Source organism: Methylosinus sp. shoA, assembly GCF_059718125.1.
Map to the genome: position 1 here is coordinate 3,218,857 of NZ_AP046091.1, position 13,688 is coordinate 3,232,544.

Below are 13,688 nucleotides of genomic sequence, written 5' to 3' on the forward strand. Positions count from 1 at the left end.
GATTCGCTCTCTGGACATCGCCCTCCCCGGTCCGCACATTGGCGGCATGCGCCAGGCCCTCCACCACTTCCGTTTCGAGACGCGCGGCAGAGGCTTCCTCGATGTGACGCGTCCGATCTCCGTCTGGGCGCGTGAGCAGCGCATGACGACGGGGCTCCTCACCCTGTTCTGCCGGCACACATCCGCCTCGCTGGTCATTCAGGAGAACGCGGACCCGGCCGTGCTGCGCGATCTCGAGCGCGCCTTCTCCGCCCTCGCGCCCGAAGGCGCCGGCCTCTATGAGCACGACAGCGAAGGCGCGGACGACATGCCCGCGCATATTCGCGCCGCGCTGACGCAGACGCAGCTCTCCATTCCGCTCTCCGGCGGCTCCCCCGCGCTCGGGACTTGGCAGGGCGTCTATCTCTTCGAGCACAGGCGCGGCGCGCACAGCCGCGAGATCGTCGTCCATCTTCTCGGCGAATGACCCATTCCGAGACGTCGGCCGAGCCGCGCCCGTAACGGAGCCGCAAGCCTAATAAGCGATAAGTTTTCGCGTCGAGCGTTTCGGCGGCTGTGGCTTCCGCGCCACAGCGCGCTGCGCGGGAGTCTGCGTATGAGTCGTCGGTCGGGATTGAGCTGGGCCATCGGCGTAATCGCGCCCTGGTGGTTGGGAGCGGGCCTGTTGGTGTCCTTCACCGCCGATGCGGGCCAGCGGCCGATGGATGGTTGGAGCCTCTCGGCGAGCCGCGCGTACGGGGTCCGCGACATACGCCTCGAAGTCGGCGACGCCGACGATCTGGCCGCCTCGCCGGACGAGCGCGAGCCGCATGTCGTGCTCAAGCAGAACGTCCAGCGTTTTCCCGAGGTGGACCGCACCCACAAGGGCGATCCGCTGATCGCGCTGCGGCCCACTTTCGACTCGTGGAATGGGGCCGTCGAGACGGTCGCGCTCGCGCCCGGCGCCGATGGCGAATCGACGGTCGCCGCGCTCACGCCCGGCGACGACTCGCTCGACGCAAGCGCGCCGACCACGCAGCGTGGCGCCGGCCACGCCTCTCCCCGGCAGCGTGGCACCGCGACGACGCAGCGCGTCGTCTCCACCGAGGCGACCAAGGAGCGCGCCGCCCATGGCGCCACGCCACAGACTCCGCGCGCCGCCGCCCTCGCGTCGTCGACGCCGGCGCAGCGCGACGCGCTGCCGATCGAGGTCGCCGCCGTTTCGCACGCCACAATCGCGCCCCTGGGAGCGCGACGCCCCGATTACGCCGCGCTCATCGATCCCGCAAAGCTCGATCGCGAGAAACGCTGCCTCGCCGAGGCGGTCTATTTCGAAGCGCGCAGCGAGCCCGAGACGGGCCAGGCGGCAGTCGCGCAAGTGGTGCTGAACCGCGTGTCCTCCGGACTCTATCCGTCGAGCGTGTGCGGCGTCGTCTATCAGAACCGCACCCATTACAAGGCCTGCCAATTCTCCTTCGCCTGCGAGGGCAGAAGGCTGCGCGTGACCGAGTCCGACGCCTGGGCGACCGCGACGCGCATCGCCGACGAAGTGATGAACGGCGAGACTTATATTTCCGACGTCGGCCGCTCGACGCATTATCACGCCGATTATGTGAGGCCGCGCTGGGCCAAGGCACTGAAGCGCACGGACAAGATCGGCAACCACATCTTCTATCGCCTGCGGCCGGGCCAGACCTGACGCGCTGCGCGCCTGATCGAACGGCGCCGCCGCTCGCACGCTCCGAGGCGGCGGGAACGACGCCTCCGTCGAGCTCGTTATCCCGGAGGAAACTCCGAGGCCGCCATGGTCAAAGTCGAGCTGGAGCGCAGAAACGCCGAAGTCCTCCTCGATATCCTCGAGCAGCGTCTCGAGACCATCCATGAACTCGAGGGAAGGAACGGCGCGAGCCTGGACGAGCATCTCCAACGGGAAAAGGACGCCATCGTTCCGACGATCGTGGCGATCGAGGCGTGCCTGAAGGCGGCGCCCCACCAATAGCTCGCGCCCTCTCGAGGCCCCTCCGGCTTTCGTCTTCCGACGCCCTAGATAGGGAGACGAAGGCGTTCCGCCCGAGGGAGGTTCTCATGTCGTCTGACACTGACAGCGGCGATGTCCGCGAGGCGGTCGGCGTGTTCGACACGGCCGACGCGCTGCAGGACGCGATCGACGAGCTGCAGAGCTCGGGGTTCGATCGCGCGGACCTGAGCCTGATGACCAGCGAGCATGTCGTCGAAGAGAAGTTCGGCCGCCGCTACAAGAAGGTCTCGGAGCTCGAGGACGACGCCAATGTCCCCCGCACCTCCTATATCGCTCCCGAATCGATCGGCGAGGCGCAGGGCGCGTTGGTCGGCGGGCTGTTCTATATCGGCGCGATCGGCGCCGCGGGGCTGATTTTTGCGTCCGGCGGCTCGATGGCCGCGGCGGTCCTCGCCGCGACCGCGGCCGGCGGCGCGGGCGGGCTGCTCGGCGCCGTGCTCGGCAAGCTGATCGGCGACCGCCATGCGCAGACTTTGCAGGAACAGCTGGACCGTGGCGGACTGCTGCTCTGGGTGCGCACATGGGACGAAGAACACGAGAAACGCGCCGTCGACATTTTGACGAAGCACTCGGCCCATGACGTCCATGTGCATGGGCTGCGCGGCTCCTGAAGCCGCGCGCCCTCGCGCTCTCACGTCGTCGGCTTCGACTCGCGCTTTTTCTCCGCATGCGAGGTCCACCACAGCGATGCGCCGACGAAGCCGGCGAACACGACTCCGATGACGAGCACCGTCATCATCAGCGCCGATTGCTGGATCCAGGCGACGATCGGGACGGCCACCGCCAGAATGACGCCGACGACGCAAATCTGCCAAGCTTCGGCGTGAATGCCGGCGAGGACCGTGGCGAGCGCCAAGATCGCCATCAGAGTGAGGCCGGCGGCGTTGGTGTTCATCACGTCGCGCACCTGCGGCAGATAGACCACATACATGGAGAGCAGCACGGCGAACCAATGCGCCGCCTGGCTCCAGACGAGCCTGACGCGCTCCTCGCGCGTGTCGGCGTTGCGCCAGCCGGCGTGGATGCAGGTGATGCAATAGACCGGCGCCAGCGCCTCCCAATAGAGCGGCGTCAATGCGCCGGTGAAGGTCGCCGCGCCGATGCCGACGAAGGCGGCGGTCAGCATGACGAAATAAGGGAGATCGACCTTCAGCACCCTGAGGAACAGGACCGGCGGCGGCTGCGTCACGACCTCCTCGATCTCCTCCTCGACTTTTTCGATCCAGCTCTCCTCCGGCGCGGGCTTGGTCTCCTCGTCCCGAGGCGGCGCGACGGGCGCGACATCGCGCGAGATCGGCGGGCGGTCATTGCTCATGGGCGGCACTCCCCTCTCGCAGCCCGGCGGCGCGCGATACGGCTGCTCCGACGGCGGTGGTCGAGACGCGCCGTCGACGAGGCGCAGAAGATGCCCAAAGGCGCGGCGAACGTCAATTTTCCGCCGCCGTCTTTTCGGCCCGGCCGTCGAAGCCTTCGAGCGCGACACATCATGCCGCGGGGAAATCCGAACAGAAAGCCCGGAAGGCGGCTGCGCAAATTGAACCGCGCCGGGATTGCCGGAGGCCGTTTCGTTTGAGTCACGCCGCCATGGCGGGCTCATCGAGTTGCGCGTAATAGCGCGCTTCGGCTTCGGCCGGCGGCATGTTGCCGAATTTAGGTCGAGGTCGAGAGTCTTGATCGAACGAAAGTTTGAGATGGTGAGACGCGTGATGCGCATTACGCGTCGTCCTTCTCGTCGGCAGCAGCCGGAGGTGGACGATTTTTTATATCAGGTCCGGCCGACTGGCCGTGAAGGGGATTGATGATGTCGATACCTTCAAAATCGCGCTCGTTGTCGGTGACGACCGTGCAGTCGTTGGCTGCTGCGATCGCGGCGATGATGGTATCCAGCGCGCTGCGCGGCCTTCCTCTGGCTTTGCCATCCGCCATGAGGCGCGCCCACGCGAGCCCCGCATTCTCATCGAAGGAAAGGATGCGTCCGGCAAAGAGCGCTCGGGGACCTTGCGGCCCTTTGAACCAGGCATCGAGTTGATCGCGTCGCTTGCCAGCCGGTTTATCGAGGACACCTCTGTAAACTTCGGCCAGCGTCAGCGACGCGATGAACAGGTCGTCGTCGGATTGCTCGGCCATCCAAGCGATCAGCGACTCTGAGGGCGCGGGTTTGGTGAAATTGCTGATGATGTTCGTGTCGAGCAGGTAGCGCATCAAATGTCGACTTTCCGTCCTTCCTCATGCGGACGGGTCAGATCGAGCTCGGAGCCGATTAGGGGCGAGGCCAGCAGCGCCTTGAGAATGCCGCCTTTCTCGGGCGGCTCGCCGCCGACGTTCTGCTCGACGGCGGCGCGCAGGCGATCGGAGTCGGGGCCACCCTCCGCAAGCCTGCGGGCGACGGTCCGAACCAGTGCGCGGTCTGAATCGCGACCAGTCACCTCGAAGCGGACCAGTCCCTTTTCGGCCAGCCGATTGCGAAAGTTGGCGATTGCGCGTTGCTGAGAAGGCTTGCTCATCTCAGGGTCTCCGGCGTATATCCGGAATATATCCAGAATGCGCGGGACCTGCAAGGCCGGTAAGGTCCAGATTGCGGATTCCGCCTACGCCGGGGAACGCCGATGCACTCCGAAACGCCCGCCTAGGGCTACCTTTTTGCCGAAAAGGGCAAGTCTTTACGCTACGCGAGGGTTTTCGGATGCGCGCTGAGAGCCCGACTTGAAATTCATCCGATCTGAGGAGCGAGCCTCGCCAGCCTACGCGTGAGCAGGAAAGCAAGGGCGACGAGCAACCACGCCAGCGATATCGCAGCGACAAAGACCGGCGATTCGGCATTTATCGCGACGCCTTCGGGTGGACCAATGATGAAAGAGTCCTTTGGGAATTGGTTCAGAGACGCCAGTACCAGGCGCGCTGCTGTCCGTGTCGATCGTCGGACTGGTTATCGGCGTGGTCGTTATGGATTTCGGTCTTCAGGCCGCGCACGTGACGAACCAAAGCCTAATCTATCGCGTCCGCCCCTGAGGCCCGCAGTCGGCTCGCTGCGGCCTACATGCTATTCGGCAGGCTGCGGCGTTCCATAGCTTCGACGCTCGCGTTTGCGAGCGGCGGTTGGCTGGCCGTGTGCCTGCTTGGCTCTGTCTCCAGTATGCTCGCCCTTTTGTTTTGGGCGGTCAACACGTGTCGAATGAGCTACCGGAATAGAGCGGAGGATGCTGTAGGGAGGCGAGATGGGTACGCTTTCAGGTGATCAATGGCTGAGAGGATGGAGCCCGGCAAACCTCATTGAAGGGCTCCCATATTGGGCGCTGGCGACCCCGATCGTGGTAACAGGAGGATAGGTGGTAACAGGAGGATAGATGGTGCGGGCGGTCGGACTCGAACCGACATGTCTTGCGACGGCGGATTTTGAGTCCGCTGCGTCTACCAATTCCGCCACGCCCGCGATGGACCCGCTTATAGCGCTTCCGAGCGTTCGCGCAACCGTCGCCGACCTGATGTCTGCTCGTTCCGTCTGGCGCGGACGGGAACGGCGCAGGCTGTAGCAGACGCTCACATGAATGAACGCCATAGCCGCGCCGTGCGGCGGGCGTGGATCGAGGCCGCGGCGGCTCGGCGACGTCGGCAAACACCGGCGAACTCGGCCATTCCACCGCGGCCGACAACGCTCGTCCGACCCGGCTTCCTCCCGCGAGCGGTCGCAAGCGGGAGGAGCGCGCGTCGCGAGTTCTCTACGACTGCTGGGGCGGCAGCTTGCCTTCGGGCGTCACCTTGTCGATCGCCTTGGGCAGATATTCGGCGATCTGCGCCGCGACCTTGTCCATCGGAATGCCGAATTTGGCCCCGAGCTCCTTCATGCGCTCCGAGCCGAGAGTCTGCTGCACCTGCTCGGCGGTGATGGGCAGATTGGGGCCGGTCCCGACCCAGGACTTGACCTTGTCGCCATAGCCGCTCTTCTCGAAATCGGCGATGACATTCTGCAGTCCGCCGCGCTTCTCGATATAGCCGTTGATGAGAGTGGCGATCTCGACGCCGATGACGCCGCCCACTATTCCGTCGAGCAGACCCATATCCATTCTCCTTCGCGTGGCGTGAGCCTCGAGCGCCGCAGCCGGAGCGGCCGCGACGACGCCGGTGACATAGGGCGCGGCGTCGCCGCGTCGATGCGGCGCCTCGGCGCGAGCGGCGAGGAAGCGCGACAGGGTGGCGAGCGCGCCGAACGCCGTGATAGCCTCGTCCCGGAGCGTTGCGGAGAACGAATATCCAGCCGAGAATCGAGGAGTAGCCATGGCGGCGGGCCACGTGAAAATTTTGTTTCATCTCGATCCGGAGGACTGGCACGGCCACGGATCGGAGACGCTCTGGGCCGAACATGTCGAAGGAAGCGGCTGGACGAAATTCAGGATCAGAAACTCTCCCTTCTTCGCGATGGACGTGTCGTTCTCGGATGTCGTACGCGCTTCTCCCCGCGACGACAGCTTCATATTCGAGTTCGATCGCGTCACGGAGAGGGGCGGTCATTCGACTTATATGCTGCTCGTCGACGACGAAACGGAATTGGCCTGCGGGAACTGGAAAATCTTGGAGAGGATGGGTTGTTCCTACGAGAGCATGCCGATCGACCTCGGCATCGGGAGAAAGATGCTGCTCAGCGTGGACGTGCCGCGCGATGTCGACATCGTCGAAGCGCATGGGCTCATAGCGGATGGCGAAGCGAGAGGCGCCTGGCTCTACCAAATCGGCTACACCACTTTCGTGCATGGATCTCTGCCTATTCATCGGCCCGAGCATCTTCAATAGGGCAAGCGCTCTCGAGCGTCCGGGCGAGCTTCGCCGCGGCGGTCGACGAAAGGCCATCTTCTCCGAGAGCGTGAGTTTCGGGGACCGTTCGGTCTCGCCGAGGCGGATCTTCACGACATCCATTGAGCCGCCCGCAATGGGCGAGAGGGAGTGGTTCGACGCCGCGCATCTGGATCCTGTCGCTCTCGGAAGGATGCGCGAAAGCGCCGCGCCCTTTCCTTTATTTCCGCACGGCGCCGGCGTATATGACGCGGCGGCGCCCCCACGGGGGCTTCGAAGGCGGGACTTTCAAGGGCCGGGACCATGGCAGGGCACAGTCAGTTCAAGAACATCATGCACAAGAAGGGCAAGCAGGACGCGATCCGCTCCAAGCTCTTCTCCAAGCTCGCCCGCGAGATCACCGTCGCCGCCAAAACGGGCCTGCCCGACCCCAATATGAACGCCCGCCTGCGCGCCGCCGTGCTCGCCGCCCGCGCCGAGAACATGCCGAAGGACAATATCGAGCGCGCGATCAAGAAGGCCTCGGGCGCCGACGCCGAGAATTACGACGAGGTGCGCTACGAGGGCTACGCCCCGGGCGGAGTCGCCGTGATCATCGAGGCCCTGACCGACAATCGCAACCGCACCGCGGGCGAGATCCGCTCCTATTTCACCAAGGCGGGCGGCTCCCTCGCCGAGACCGGCGCCGTGTCCTTCATGTTCGACCGCGTCGGGCTCATCGAGTTTCCCCGCAAGGCGGCGTCCGAGGACGCGATGATGGAGGCGGCGATCGAGGCGGGCGCCGAGGACGTATCGGCGACGGAAGACAGCCACGAGATCATCACTTCGGTCGAGGGTCTGCGCGACGTCGCCAAGGCGCTCGAGGCCGAGTTCGGCGAGCCCAAGAAGGCCGCGCTGGTGTGGCGGCCGCAGAACACCATCGCCGTCGACGACGAAGCCGGCGAGAAGATCGTGAAGCTGATCGGCACGCTCGAGGACAATGACGACGTGCAGAACGTCTACGCCAATTTCGAGGTTTCGGACGCTCTGCTCGCACGCCTCTCCGGCTGACGAGCTTGTTTCGGAGACGGTCATGGCGAAAGCTATTCGCGTGCATGAGCTCGGCGGACCGGAGGTCCTGCGTCTCGAGGAAGTCGAGCCGACGCCGCCGGGGCCGGGCGAGGCGCAAATCGTGCAGCGCGCCATCGGCGTCAATTTCATCGACGTCTATTACCGAACGGGCGCCTATCCGACGGCCTTGCCCTATACGCCGGGCCTCGAGGGCGCGGGCGATGTAATCGCCGTCGGCGAGGGAGTAGACCGGCCGAAGGTCGGCGATCGCGTCGCCTATGTCGGCGCGCTCGGAGGCTATGCGGAGGTGCGCAACATTTCGGCCGGTTCGCTGGTGAGGCTGCCGAAGTCCTTTTCTTATGAGACCGGCGCGACGATGATGCTGAAGGGCCTCACCGCGCAATATCTGCTGAGGCGGACCCACAAGGTGAAGAAGGGCGACCGGCTGCTGGTGCACGCCGGCGCCGGCGGCATGGGCCAGTTGCTCTGCCGATGGGCGAGCGCGCTCGGCGCCCATGTGATCGCCACTGTCGGCGACGAGGAGAAGGCCGAGATCGCCCGCGCCGCCGGCGCCGAGCACGCCATCCTCTACCGCAGCGAGGATTTCGCCGCGGCGGTGCGCGAGATCACCAAGGGCAAGCTCTGCGACGTCGTCTATGACGGCGTCGGCCGCGCCACTTTTCCCGCCTCGCTCGATTGTCTGCGGCCCTTCGGCCTGTTCGTGAGCTTCGGCTCGGCCTCGGGAAAGATCGACGCCTTCGACATCAATCTCCTGTCGCAGAAGGGTTCGCTGTTCGCGACGCGTCCCTCCTTGTTCACTCATATCGCGCGCCGCGCCGATCTCGAGGAAATGACGAAGGACGTGGTGCGCGCGGTGAAAAAGGGCGACCTCTTTTTCGAACGTCCGACGCTCTATCGGCTGGCCGACGCCGCCCGCGCCCATGCCGATCTGGAGGAGCGGCGCACGACCGGGGCGCTGGTTCTCATTCCTTGATGCAAGAAGTCGAGAACCGTGACATTTTAGTCACAGTGGCGTGACAAAGCCGTCGGCCGTCGGCGCCACAGAATCTAGCGCGTTGAATTGGCGAAAGCTGCCGGTGCGCCCGCGCTGGCGTCGGCGTGCGACGGCGGCGCGACCCGGGCCGTAGACGCGCTGCGAGCGCCTACGCTCTGGACAAAAAGGACGAAATATGCCGCGCGCGGCCGGGAGGAATCGGATAGGATTCTCAATCGTCCCGGCTTCGAGGTTCCTCCCACCTCACGATGGGCCCGGACCGCCTTTCAAAACCCGGCCATAGGCCGGGTTTTTTTTGCGTACGCCCGGCGCTCCGCGGCTCGGGCGTGACTATTGCATATAGATGGTTGCAATCGTGCTGAAAACGGCTCATCTTGTGAGTGCGGCGCCAGCGCCGCGAAACATGAGGGTCGCAAGCTGACGACAAGTGCTCTCGAAGGGGCGGCGCGCTCGCCGTCCCGGCCGGCCGCGGGGCCGCACGGCCCGCTCTCCGGCTCCATCACGCCGAAGATCCTGTCGAGCCTCGAAGACGCCAAGGCCGAGGACGTCATCTCCATCGATCTGCGCGGAAAGACGACCATCGCCGATGACATGATCATCGCGAGCGGCCGTTCGACCGTGCATGTCGGCGCTATTGCCGACAAGGCGCTCAAAGCCTGCAAGGAAGCCGGACTCGTCGCACCGCGCGTCGAGGGGCTGCCGCAGTGCGACTGGGTGCTGATCGACGCCGGCGACGTCATCGTCCACATCTTCCGTCCGGAAGTGCGCCAGTTCTACAATCTCGAGAAGATGTGGGGCGGGGCGCGCCCGACGGAGCTGCGCGTCGTCTGACGCGCAGGAGGTCGGCTCGAGGAGCAGGGGCGTCATTCGCGCCGCGCGAATGACTGCGATGGCCGATGCGTTTCGGACTTCTGTGTGTCGGGCGGCTGAAGGCCGGCCCCGAGCGCGAGATTTACGCGCGCTATGCGGCGCGCATCTCGGCCATGCGCAATCTCGGCTTCGCCGGACTCGATCTGCAGGAGATCGACGAGAGCAGAGCCCGCAGCCCCGCCGAGCGCATGGCGCAGGAGGGTTCGGGCCTCATCGCCGCTCTGCCCCCGGGCGCGGGCCTCGTCGTGTTCGACGAGCGCGGGCGCGCCGCGACCAGCGCCGATTTCGCCCGCCTGCTCGAGAGCGAACGCGACAGGGGCGTCAAGGCGCTCGCTTTCGCCATCGGCGGCGCCGAAGGTTTGGCTCCTTCCGTGCGCGAGCGGGCGCAGGCCGCGCTCTCTTTCGGCGGGATGACCTTGCCGCATCAGCTCGTGCGCATCCTCGCCGCCGAGCAGATCTATCGCGCGATGACGATTCTCTCCGGCCATCCCTATCATCGAGGATGAGGCGATCTTCGCCACGCTCGGGCGCATTCGCCCGGACATGCGTCATGCGAGCCGTCCGCATGTGTCTGTCGCGCATGAACGGATCGGAAGAAATTCGTTCCGGCACGAGCGCGGACCGAGTCGTGCGGCGCCGTCCGTCAGGCAATGATGTCCGGCGTGAGCTGATCCTCGAGAAAGGCCAAGCGATCGCGCAGCAGCAATTTACGCTTCTTGAGCCGCTGGATCTGCAATTGGTCCGCGGCGCCGACGGCGATCAGCGCGTCGATCGCCGCTTCGAGGTCGTGGTGCTCGAGGCGCACGCGCTCCAATTCCATCTGGATCGCCGCGCGTTCGACTTCGCTGAGCTCATCGACCATTCGCCACCACACCGACCGGAGCCGCGCCCGCTCTCGCCCTGCGGCGGCCGAGTCGCAGCGCGCGATTATCGCCCGCCGGGGGCCCCCTGTTCAAGCCATATCACGACAGGCCACAGCCATAGGCGTCACGCATCAGGGCGATGTCGGCGAGCTTGGCGTCGAGCGCGCTCCAGTCGTCGGCGGCGGCGATCGGCGTCCAGATCGCCTCCACCTCCTCGATCAGCATCGTGCAGGGCGATTCGCGCCGGAAATAGGGATGGTCGAGATTGGCCGCGGGCGCGGCTTCATGAGCGGCCAGCGCCTCGTGCAGCGGGCCGAACTCCGGCGCGTCATAGAGCGCGGCCTGTGGGCTGCGCGCGGCGCGCTCGCGGCTCACGAGGCCGCCGCGCCAGTCGAAGAAGGTCTGCTCGAAGCCCACCTGCGACTTGCCGAGAAATTCGAGCAGGCCTTTGGCCAGCGCCGTCTCCGCCTCCGGTTCGTTCGCCGGAGCCAAGCCGAGCCGGTCGAGCAGAGCGAGCCGAAACTCATGCTGGATGATCGGCTGAAAATCCCCGAGGATTTTTTGCGCCCGCGGGAGGCCGACGAGCGGCAGCAGGGTTTCTGCGAGGCGCGTCAGATTCCAGCCGAGCGCGCCCGGCTGGCGGCCGAAGGCGTAGAGTCCGCCGTCGTCGAAATAAGCGGCGGTGAATTGCGGATCATAGCGCGGCGCGAAGCGCCAGGGGCCGTAGTCGAAGCTCTCGCCGGTGATGTTGATATTGTCGGAGTTGAGCACGCCGTGCACGAAGCCCGCCGCCATATAGCGCGCGCCGAGCCGCGCCACCCGCGCCGCGACGCGCTCCAGGAAGTCCCCGGCGCGGGTCTCCGCCGGCGCTTCGGCGAGCTCGGGGAAATAATGGGCGACGCTATAATCGACGAGCCGGGTCATCGCCGCCTGATCGTCGAGAAAGGCGAGGCGCTGGAAGGTGCCGATGCGGATATGGGAATGGGAGAGCCGCACCAGCACGGCGGAGCGCGTGGGGGAGGGCTCGTCGCCCCGATAGAGCGATTCGCCGGTCTCGATCAGGCTGAAGCTCTTCGACGTGTCGACGCCGAGCGCCTCCAGCATCTCGGTGGCGAGAATCTCGCGCACGCCGCCCTTGAGCGTGAGCTTTCCGTCGCCCTGGCGCGACCAGGGCGTGCGGCCGCTGCCCTTGGTGCCGAGATCGAGCAGCCGGCCGTCTTCGGCGTCGCGCAATTGCGCGAACAGGAAGCCGCGACCGTCGCCGATGTCCGGATTATAGACGTGGAATTGATGGCCGTGATAGCGCAAGGCGAGGGGCTCGGGAAAATTCTCGGGAAGCCGCTCAAAGCGGCCGAAATGGGCGATCCATTCGTCGTCGGTCAGCGTGTCGAGCCCGACGCGGGCGGCGGCGCGCCGATTGCGATAACGCAGGACATGGCGGGGAAAGCGCGCCGGCTCGACGAGGTCGAACAATGCGTCGCCCAGCGTCGAATGCAGAGGCGCGGGGCGATAGCGCGGGGAGAACGGCATGAGGAGCGCCTCTTCGGGAAGATGGGCCTGCGGGTTTTGACCGTCGGCGGGACGAGGCGAAGAAGCAAGCGTGGCGCCCGGCGCGATCGTTCGGGGTCGAGATACAAAAAGGCGGAGATCGCTCTCCGCCTCGGGCGCTATTTCGGAAATAAGCCGGGCGTCGTCAGTGCAATGTCGCGCCGTGCCGCAGCTTGACGATCTCGTCCTTGAGCTGAAGCTTCTTTCGTTTGAGCTCGTGGATCTTGATTTCGTTGCGTCGGGGGTGGTTCAGCTCCTGCTCGATTTCTTTCTTGAGCGCCTCGTGACGGCGTTCCAGCTCGACGAGATGACCCTGTAGCGACATAGTGGCGCCTCCTTTGGTTTCGTCTCCAAGACAGAAGGACGAAGGAAGTGTGACACAAAGCCCGCGTCCCGCAAGGGGGAACGACGTCGCGGCGGTTACGAAAATCGTTGGGGAAGCGCTCGATTCTAAACGAATTATCGATCATTTCCCGCTTATGCCGCGGGCTCGTCCGCGCGCGGCGGCGGCCCACTGCGCCTTGCTCCGGCCAGGGAAAAATCCTATACAAGCGAAGCGGTTCAGGCCGAAGGCGGGCGTAGTTCAGTGGTAGAACGACAGCTTCCCAAGCCGCAGCACTGACGCGCAATTTCATTCGATATAACAGAAGCTTGCGGTAAGGCTACCACCGTGCAGCGGGATTTTTCGCGGAACTCCCGTCCTCGTCGGATATCCGGACGGGCGCTCCGCGTGGCCGGGCAGGACTCGAACCTGCAACCAGACCGTTATGAGCGCTTTCGCGGCAACGAACGCCGCCGATTTCCAGCGGTTTTCGGCGATGATATTTCACGTTCTGTTCCGCCAATCCTGTGCGCATCCTGTGCGCACGTCCATCCGGCAACTGCTCGACCGCCGGGAGGTGGCGCGCCTGCCGTTCGTCGTCATCGATTCTCGCGAGAATCATTCCGAGGTCGTCGCGCCGCCGATCATTTCGGCGCGCGAGCCAGAAGAAGCGCAGATCGTCGGAAAAATCAGCGCTAAAAAAAACGAAAAAACTGCGTGTCATTATTGCATGACGTGCAGTTTTTTCGTATAAACAGGGTGTCGGGCAATTCTGCTCGACGACCTGGAGTGTGACAATGAGCATCAAGCTCACGGTGACACTCCGGTGGGGGAGATGGCGAGTGAGCATCGCCATCTCCTTCTAAACCGGAGGGGGCGGGGTGGGGCGAAGGCCTCATCCCGCTTCCGAAGGGGAAGATAAGCCGGGCCGACGGAAATGCCAATGACCAATGAGGAGCTGGCGGCGCTACGGAAACGCCTCGGACTGACGCAAGCGGAGATGGCCGGGCGCATGGGCCTCGGCCTTCGTGCTTACCAGACGCTCGAGGCCGGCGAGTCGCTGCGCGGACTGCACGCCGCCGCAGCCGAGAGAGTCGCCCTGACGGTCGCCGTCGAGCGCGGCGACCCAATGCTTGCGCCGGTCGATGTCAGGAGGGAGGCGCTGGCGCTGGCGCGAATGGTGACCGGGTGACGCAGCGCTGGAGAGCCGTGTGGCAT

18 protein-coding genes and 1 tRNA gene are annotated in these 13,688 nt (G+C 65.3%); 11 read left to right on the top strand and 8 right to left on the bottom strand.

Features of this window, described 5'->3' with window-relative positions; all coding sequences use genetic code 11:
- The first annotated feature begins 46 nt into the window (after positions 1 to 46).
- The 4 genes from AC6IW9_RS14650 (at position 47) to AC6IW9_RS14665 (ending at position 2,628) form a co-directional block, all read left to right on the top strand.
- Complete coding sequence (locus AC6IW9_RS14650) at positions 47 to 466, top strand: secondary thiamine-phosphate synthase enzyme YjbQ (RefSeq protein ID WP_497764632.1); 420 nt, start codon at positions 47 to 49, stop codon at positions 464 to 466.
- A 129-nt stretch (positions 467 to 595) separates the two neighbouring features.
- Complete coding sequence (locus tag AC6IW9_RS14655) at positions 596 to 1,678, top strand: cell wall hydrolase (protein ID WP_497764633.1); 1,083 nt, start codon at positions 596 to 598, stop codon at positions 1,676 to 1,678.
- 105 nt (positions 1,679 to 1,783) lie between these two features.
- Positions 1,784 to 1,978, top strand: a complete 195-nt coding sequence (locus AC6IW9_RS14660; RefSeq protein ID WP_497764634.1) for a hypothetical protein — start codon at positions 1,784 to 1,786, stop codon at positions 1,976 to 1,978.
- An 86-nt stretch (positions 1,979 to 2,064) separates the two neighbouring features.
- Positions 2,065 to 2,628, top strand: a complete 564-nt coding sequence (locus tag AC6IW9_RS14665; RefSeq protein ID WP_497764635.1) for a hypothetical protein — start codon at positions 2,065 to 2,067, stop codon at positions 2,626 to 2,628.
- 20 nt (positions 2,629 to 2,648) lie between these two features.
- On the opposite strand, the gene AC6IW9_RS14670 is transcribed toward AC6IW9_RS14665, so the two are convergent.
- The 5 genes from AC6IW9_RS14670 to AC6IW9_RS14690 all read right to left on the bottom strand — a co-directional run bounded on the left by AC6IW9_RS14670 (position 2,649) and on the right by AC6IW9_RS14690 (position 6,291).
- Positions 2,649 to 3,332 (bottom strand): hypothetical protein, encoded by a 684-nt coding sequence (locus AC6IW9_RS14670; protein WP_497764636.1) that lies wholly within the window; start codon positions 3,330 to 3,332, stop codon positions 2,649 to 2,651.
- Between the two features lie 398 nt (positions 3,333 to 3,730).
- Complete coding sequence (locus AC6IW9_RS14675; RefSeq protein WP_497772534.1) at positions 3,731 to 4,219, bottom strand: PIN domain-containing protein; 489 nt, start codon at positions 4,217 to 4,219, stop codon at positions 3,731 to 3,733.
- Positions 4,219 to 4,521, bottom strand: coding sequence for a hypothetical protein (locus AC6IW9_RS14680; RefSeq protein WP_497764638.1), 303 nt, complete (start codon positions 4,519 to 4,521; stop codon positions 4,219 to 4,221). The genes AC6IW9_RS14675 and AC6IW9_RS14680 overlap by 1 nt, the downstream gene beginning before the upstream one ends.
- An 841-nt stretch (positions 4,522 to 5,362) precedes the next feature.
- A tRNA-Leu gene (locus AC6IW9_RS14685) sits at positions 5,363 to 5,447 on the bottom strand.
- A gap of 286 nt (positions 5,448 to 5,733) precedes the next feature.
- Positions 5,734 to 6,291 carry a YidB family protein gene (locus tag AC6IW9_RS14690; protein WP_497764639.1) on the bottom strand — a complete coding sequence of 186 codons (558 nt, stop codon included), beginning with the start codon at positions 6,289 to 6,291 and terminating at the stop codon, positions 5,734 to 5,736.
- On the opposite strand from AC6IW9_RS14690, the gene AC6IW9_RS14695 reads away from it, so the two are divergent.
- The 5 genes from AC6IW9_RS14695 (at position 6,290) to rlmH (ending at position 10,243) form a co-directional block, all read left to right on the top strand.
- A complete protein-coding gene (locus AC6IW9_RS14695) occupies positions 6,290 to 6,802 on the top strand; it encodes a DUF4265 domain-containing protein (protein WP_497764640.1) in 513 nt (170 codons plus the stop codon). The genes AC6IW9_RS14690 and AC6IW9_RS14695 overlap by 2 nt on opposite strands.
- 303 nt (positions 6,803 to 7,105) lie before the next feature.
- A complete protein-coding gene (locus tag AC6IW9_RS14700) occupies positions 7,106 to 7,852 on the top strand; it encodes a YebC/PmpR family DNA-binding transcriptional regulator (protein ID WP_497764641.1) in 747 nt (248 codons plus the stop codon).
- A gap of 22 nt (positions 7,853 to 7,874) precedes the next feature.
- Positions 7,875 to 8,846, top strand: a complete 972-nt coding sequence (locus tag AC6IW9_RS14705) for a quinone oxidoreductase family protein (protein ID WP_497764643.1) — start codon at positions 7,875 to 7,877, stop codon at positions 8,844 to 8,846.
- Between the two features lie 354 nt (positions 8,847 to 9,200).
- Complete coding sequence (rsfS, locus tag AC6IW9_RS14710) at positions 9,201 to 9,698, top strand: ribosome silencing factor (RefSeq protein WP_497764645.1); 498 nt, start codon at positions 9,201 to 9,203, stop codon at positions 9,696 to 9,698.
- 65 nt (positions 9,699 to 9,763) lie between these two features.
- Positions 9,764 to 10,243: a 23S rRNA (pseudouridine(1915)-N(3))-methyltransferase RlmH gene (gene rlmH / locus AC6IW9_RS14715; protein WP_497764647.1), complete on the top strand. Its 480-nt coding sequence runs from the start codon at positions 9,764 to 9,766 to the stop codon at positions 10,241 to 10,243.
- A gap of 137 nt (positions 10,244 to 10,380) precedes the next feature.
- On the opposite strand, the gene AC6IW9_RS14720 is transcribed toward rlmH, so the two are convergent.
- From AC6IW9_RS14720 to AC6IW9_RS14730, 3 genes are all read right to left on the bottom strand, one after another.
- Positions 10,381 to 10,599: a YdcH family protein gene (locus AC6IW9_RS14720; protein ID WP_497764649.1), complete on the bottom strand. Its 219-nt coding sequence runs from the start codon at positions 10,597 to 10,599 to the stop codon at positions 10,381 to 10,383.
- Between the two features lie 100 nt (positions 10,600 to 10,699).
- On the bottom strand, positions 10,700 to 12,130 hold the full coding sequence (locus AC6IW9_RS14725) for a protein adenylyltransferase SelO family protein (protein WP_497764652.1): 1,431 nt from the start codon (positions 12,128 to 12,130) through the stop codon (positions 10,700 to 10,702).
- Positions 12,131 to 12,293: 163 nt separating this feature from the next.
- The gene (locus tag AC6IW9_RS14730) at positions 12,294 to 12,473 is read right to left on the bottom strand and encodes a YdcH family protein (RefSeq protein ID WP_497764653.1); all 180 of its coding nucleotides are present in this window, start codon (positions 12,471 to 12,473) and stop codon (positions 12,294 to 12,296) included.
- A gap of 442 nt (positions 12,474 to 12,915) precedes the next feature.
- On the opposite strand from AC6IW9_RS14730, the gene AC6IW9_RS14735 reads away from it, so the two are divergent.
- Positions 12,916 to 13,224: a hypothetical protein gene (locus AC6IW9_RS14735; RefSeq protein WP_497764654.1), complete on the top strand. Its 309-nt coding sequence runs from the start codon at positions 12,916 to 12,918 to the stop codon at positions 13,222 to 13,224.
- Positions 13,225 to 13,413: 189 nt separating this feature from the next.
- Positions 13,414 to 13,662, top strand: a complete 249-nt coding sequence (locus AC6IW9_RS14740) for a helix-turn-helix domain-containing protein (protein ID WP_497764655.1) — start codon at positions 13,414 to 13,416, stop codon at positions 13,660 to 13,662.
- Positions 13,663 to 13,688: the final 26 nt, after the last annotated feature.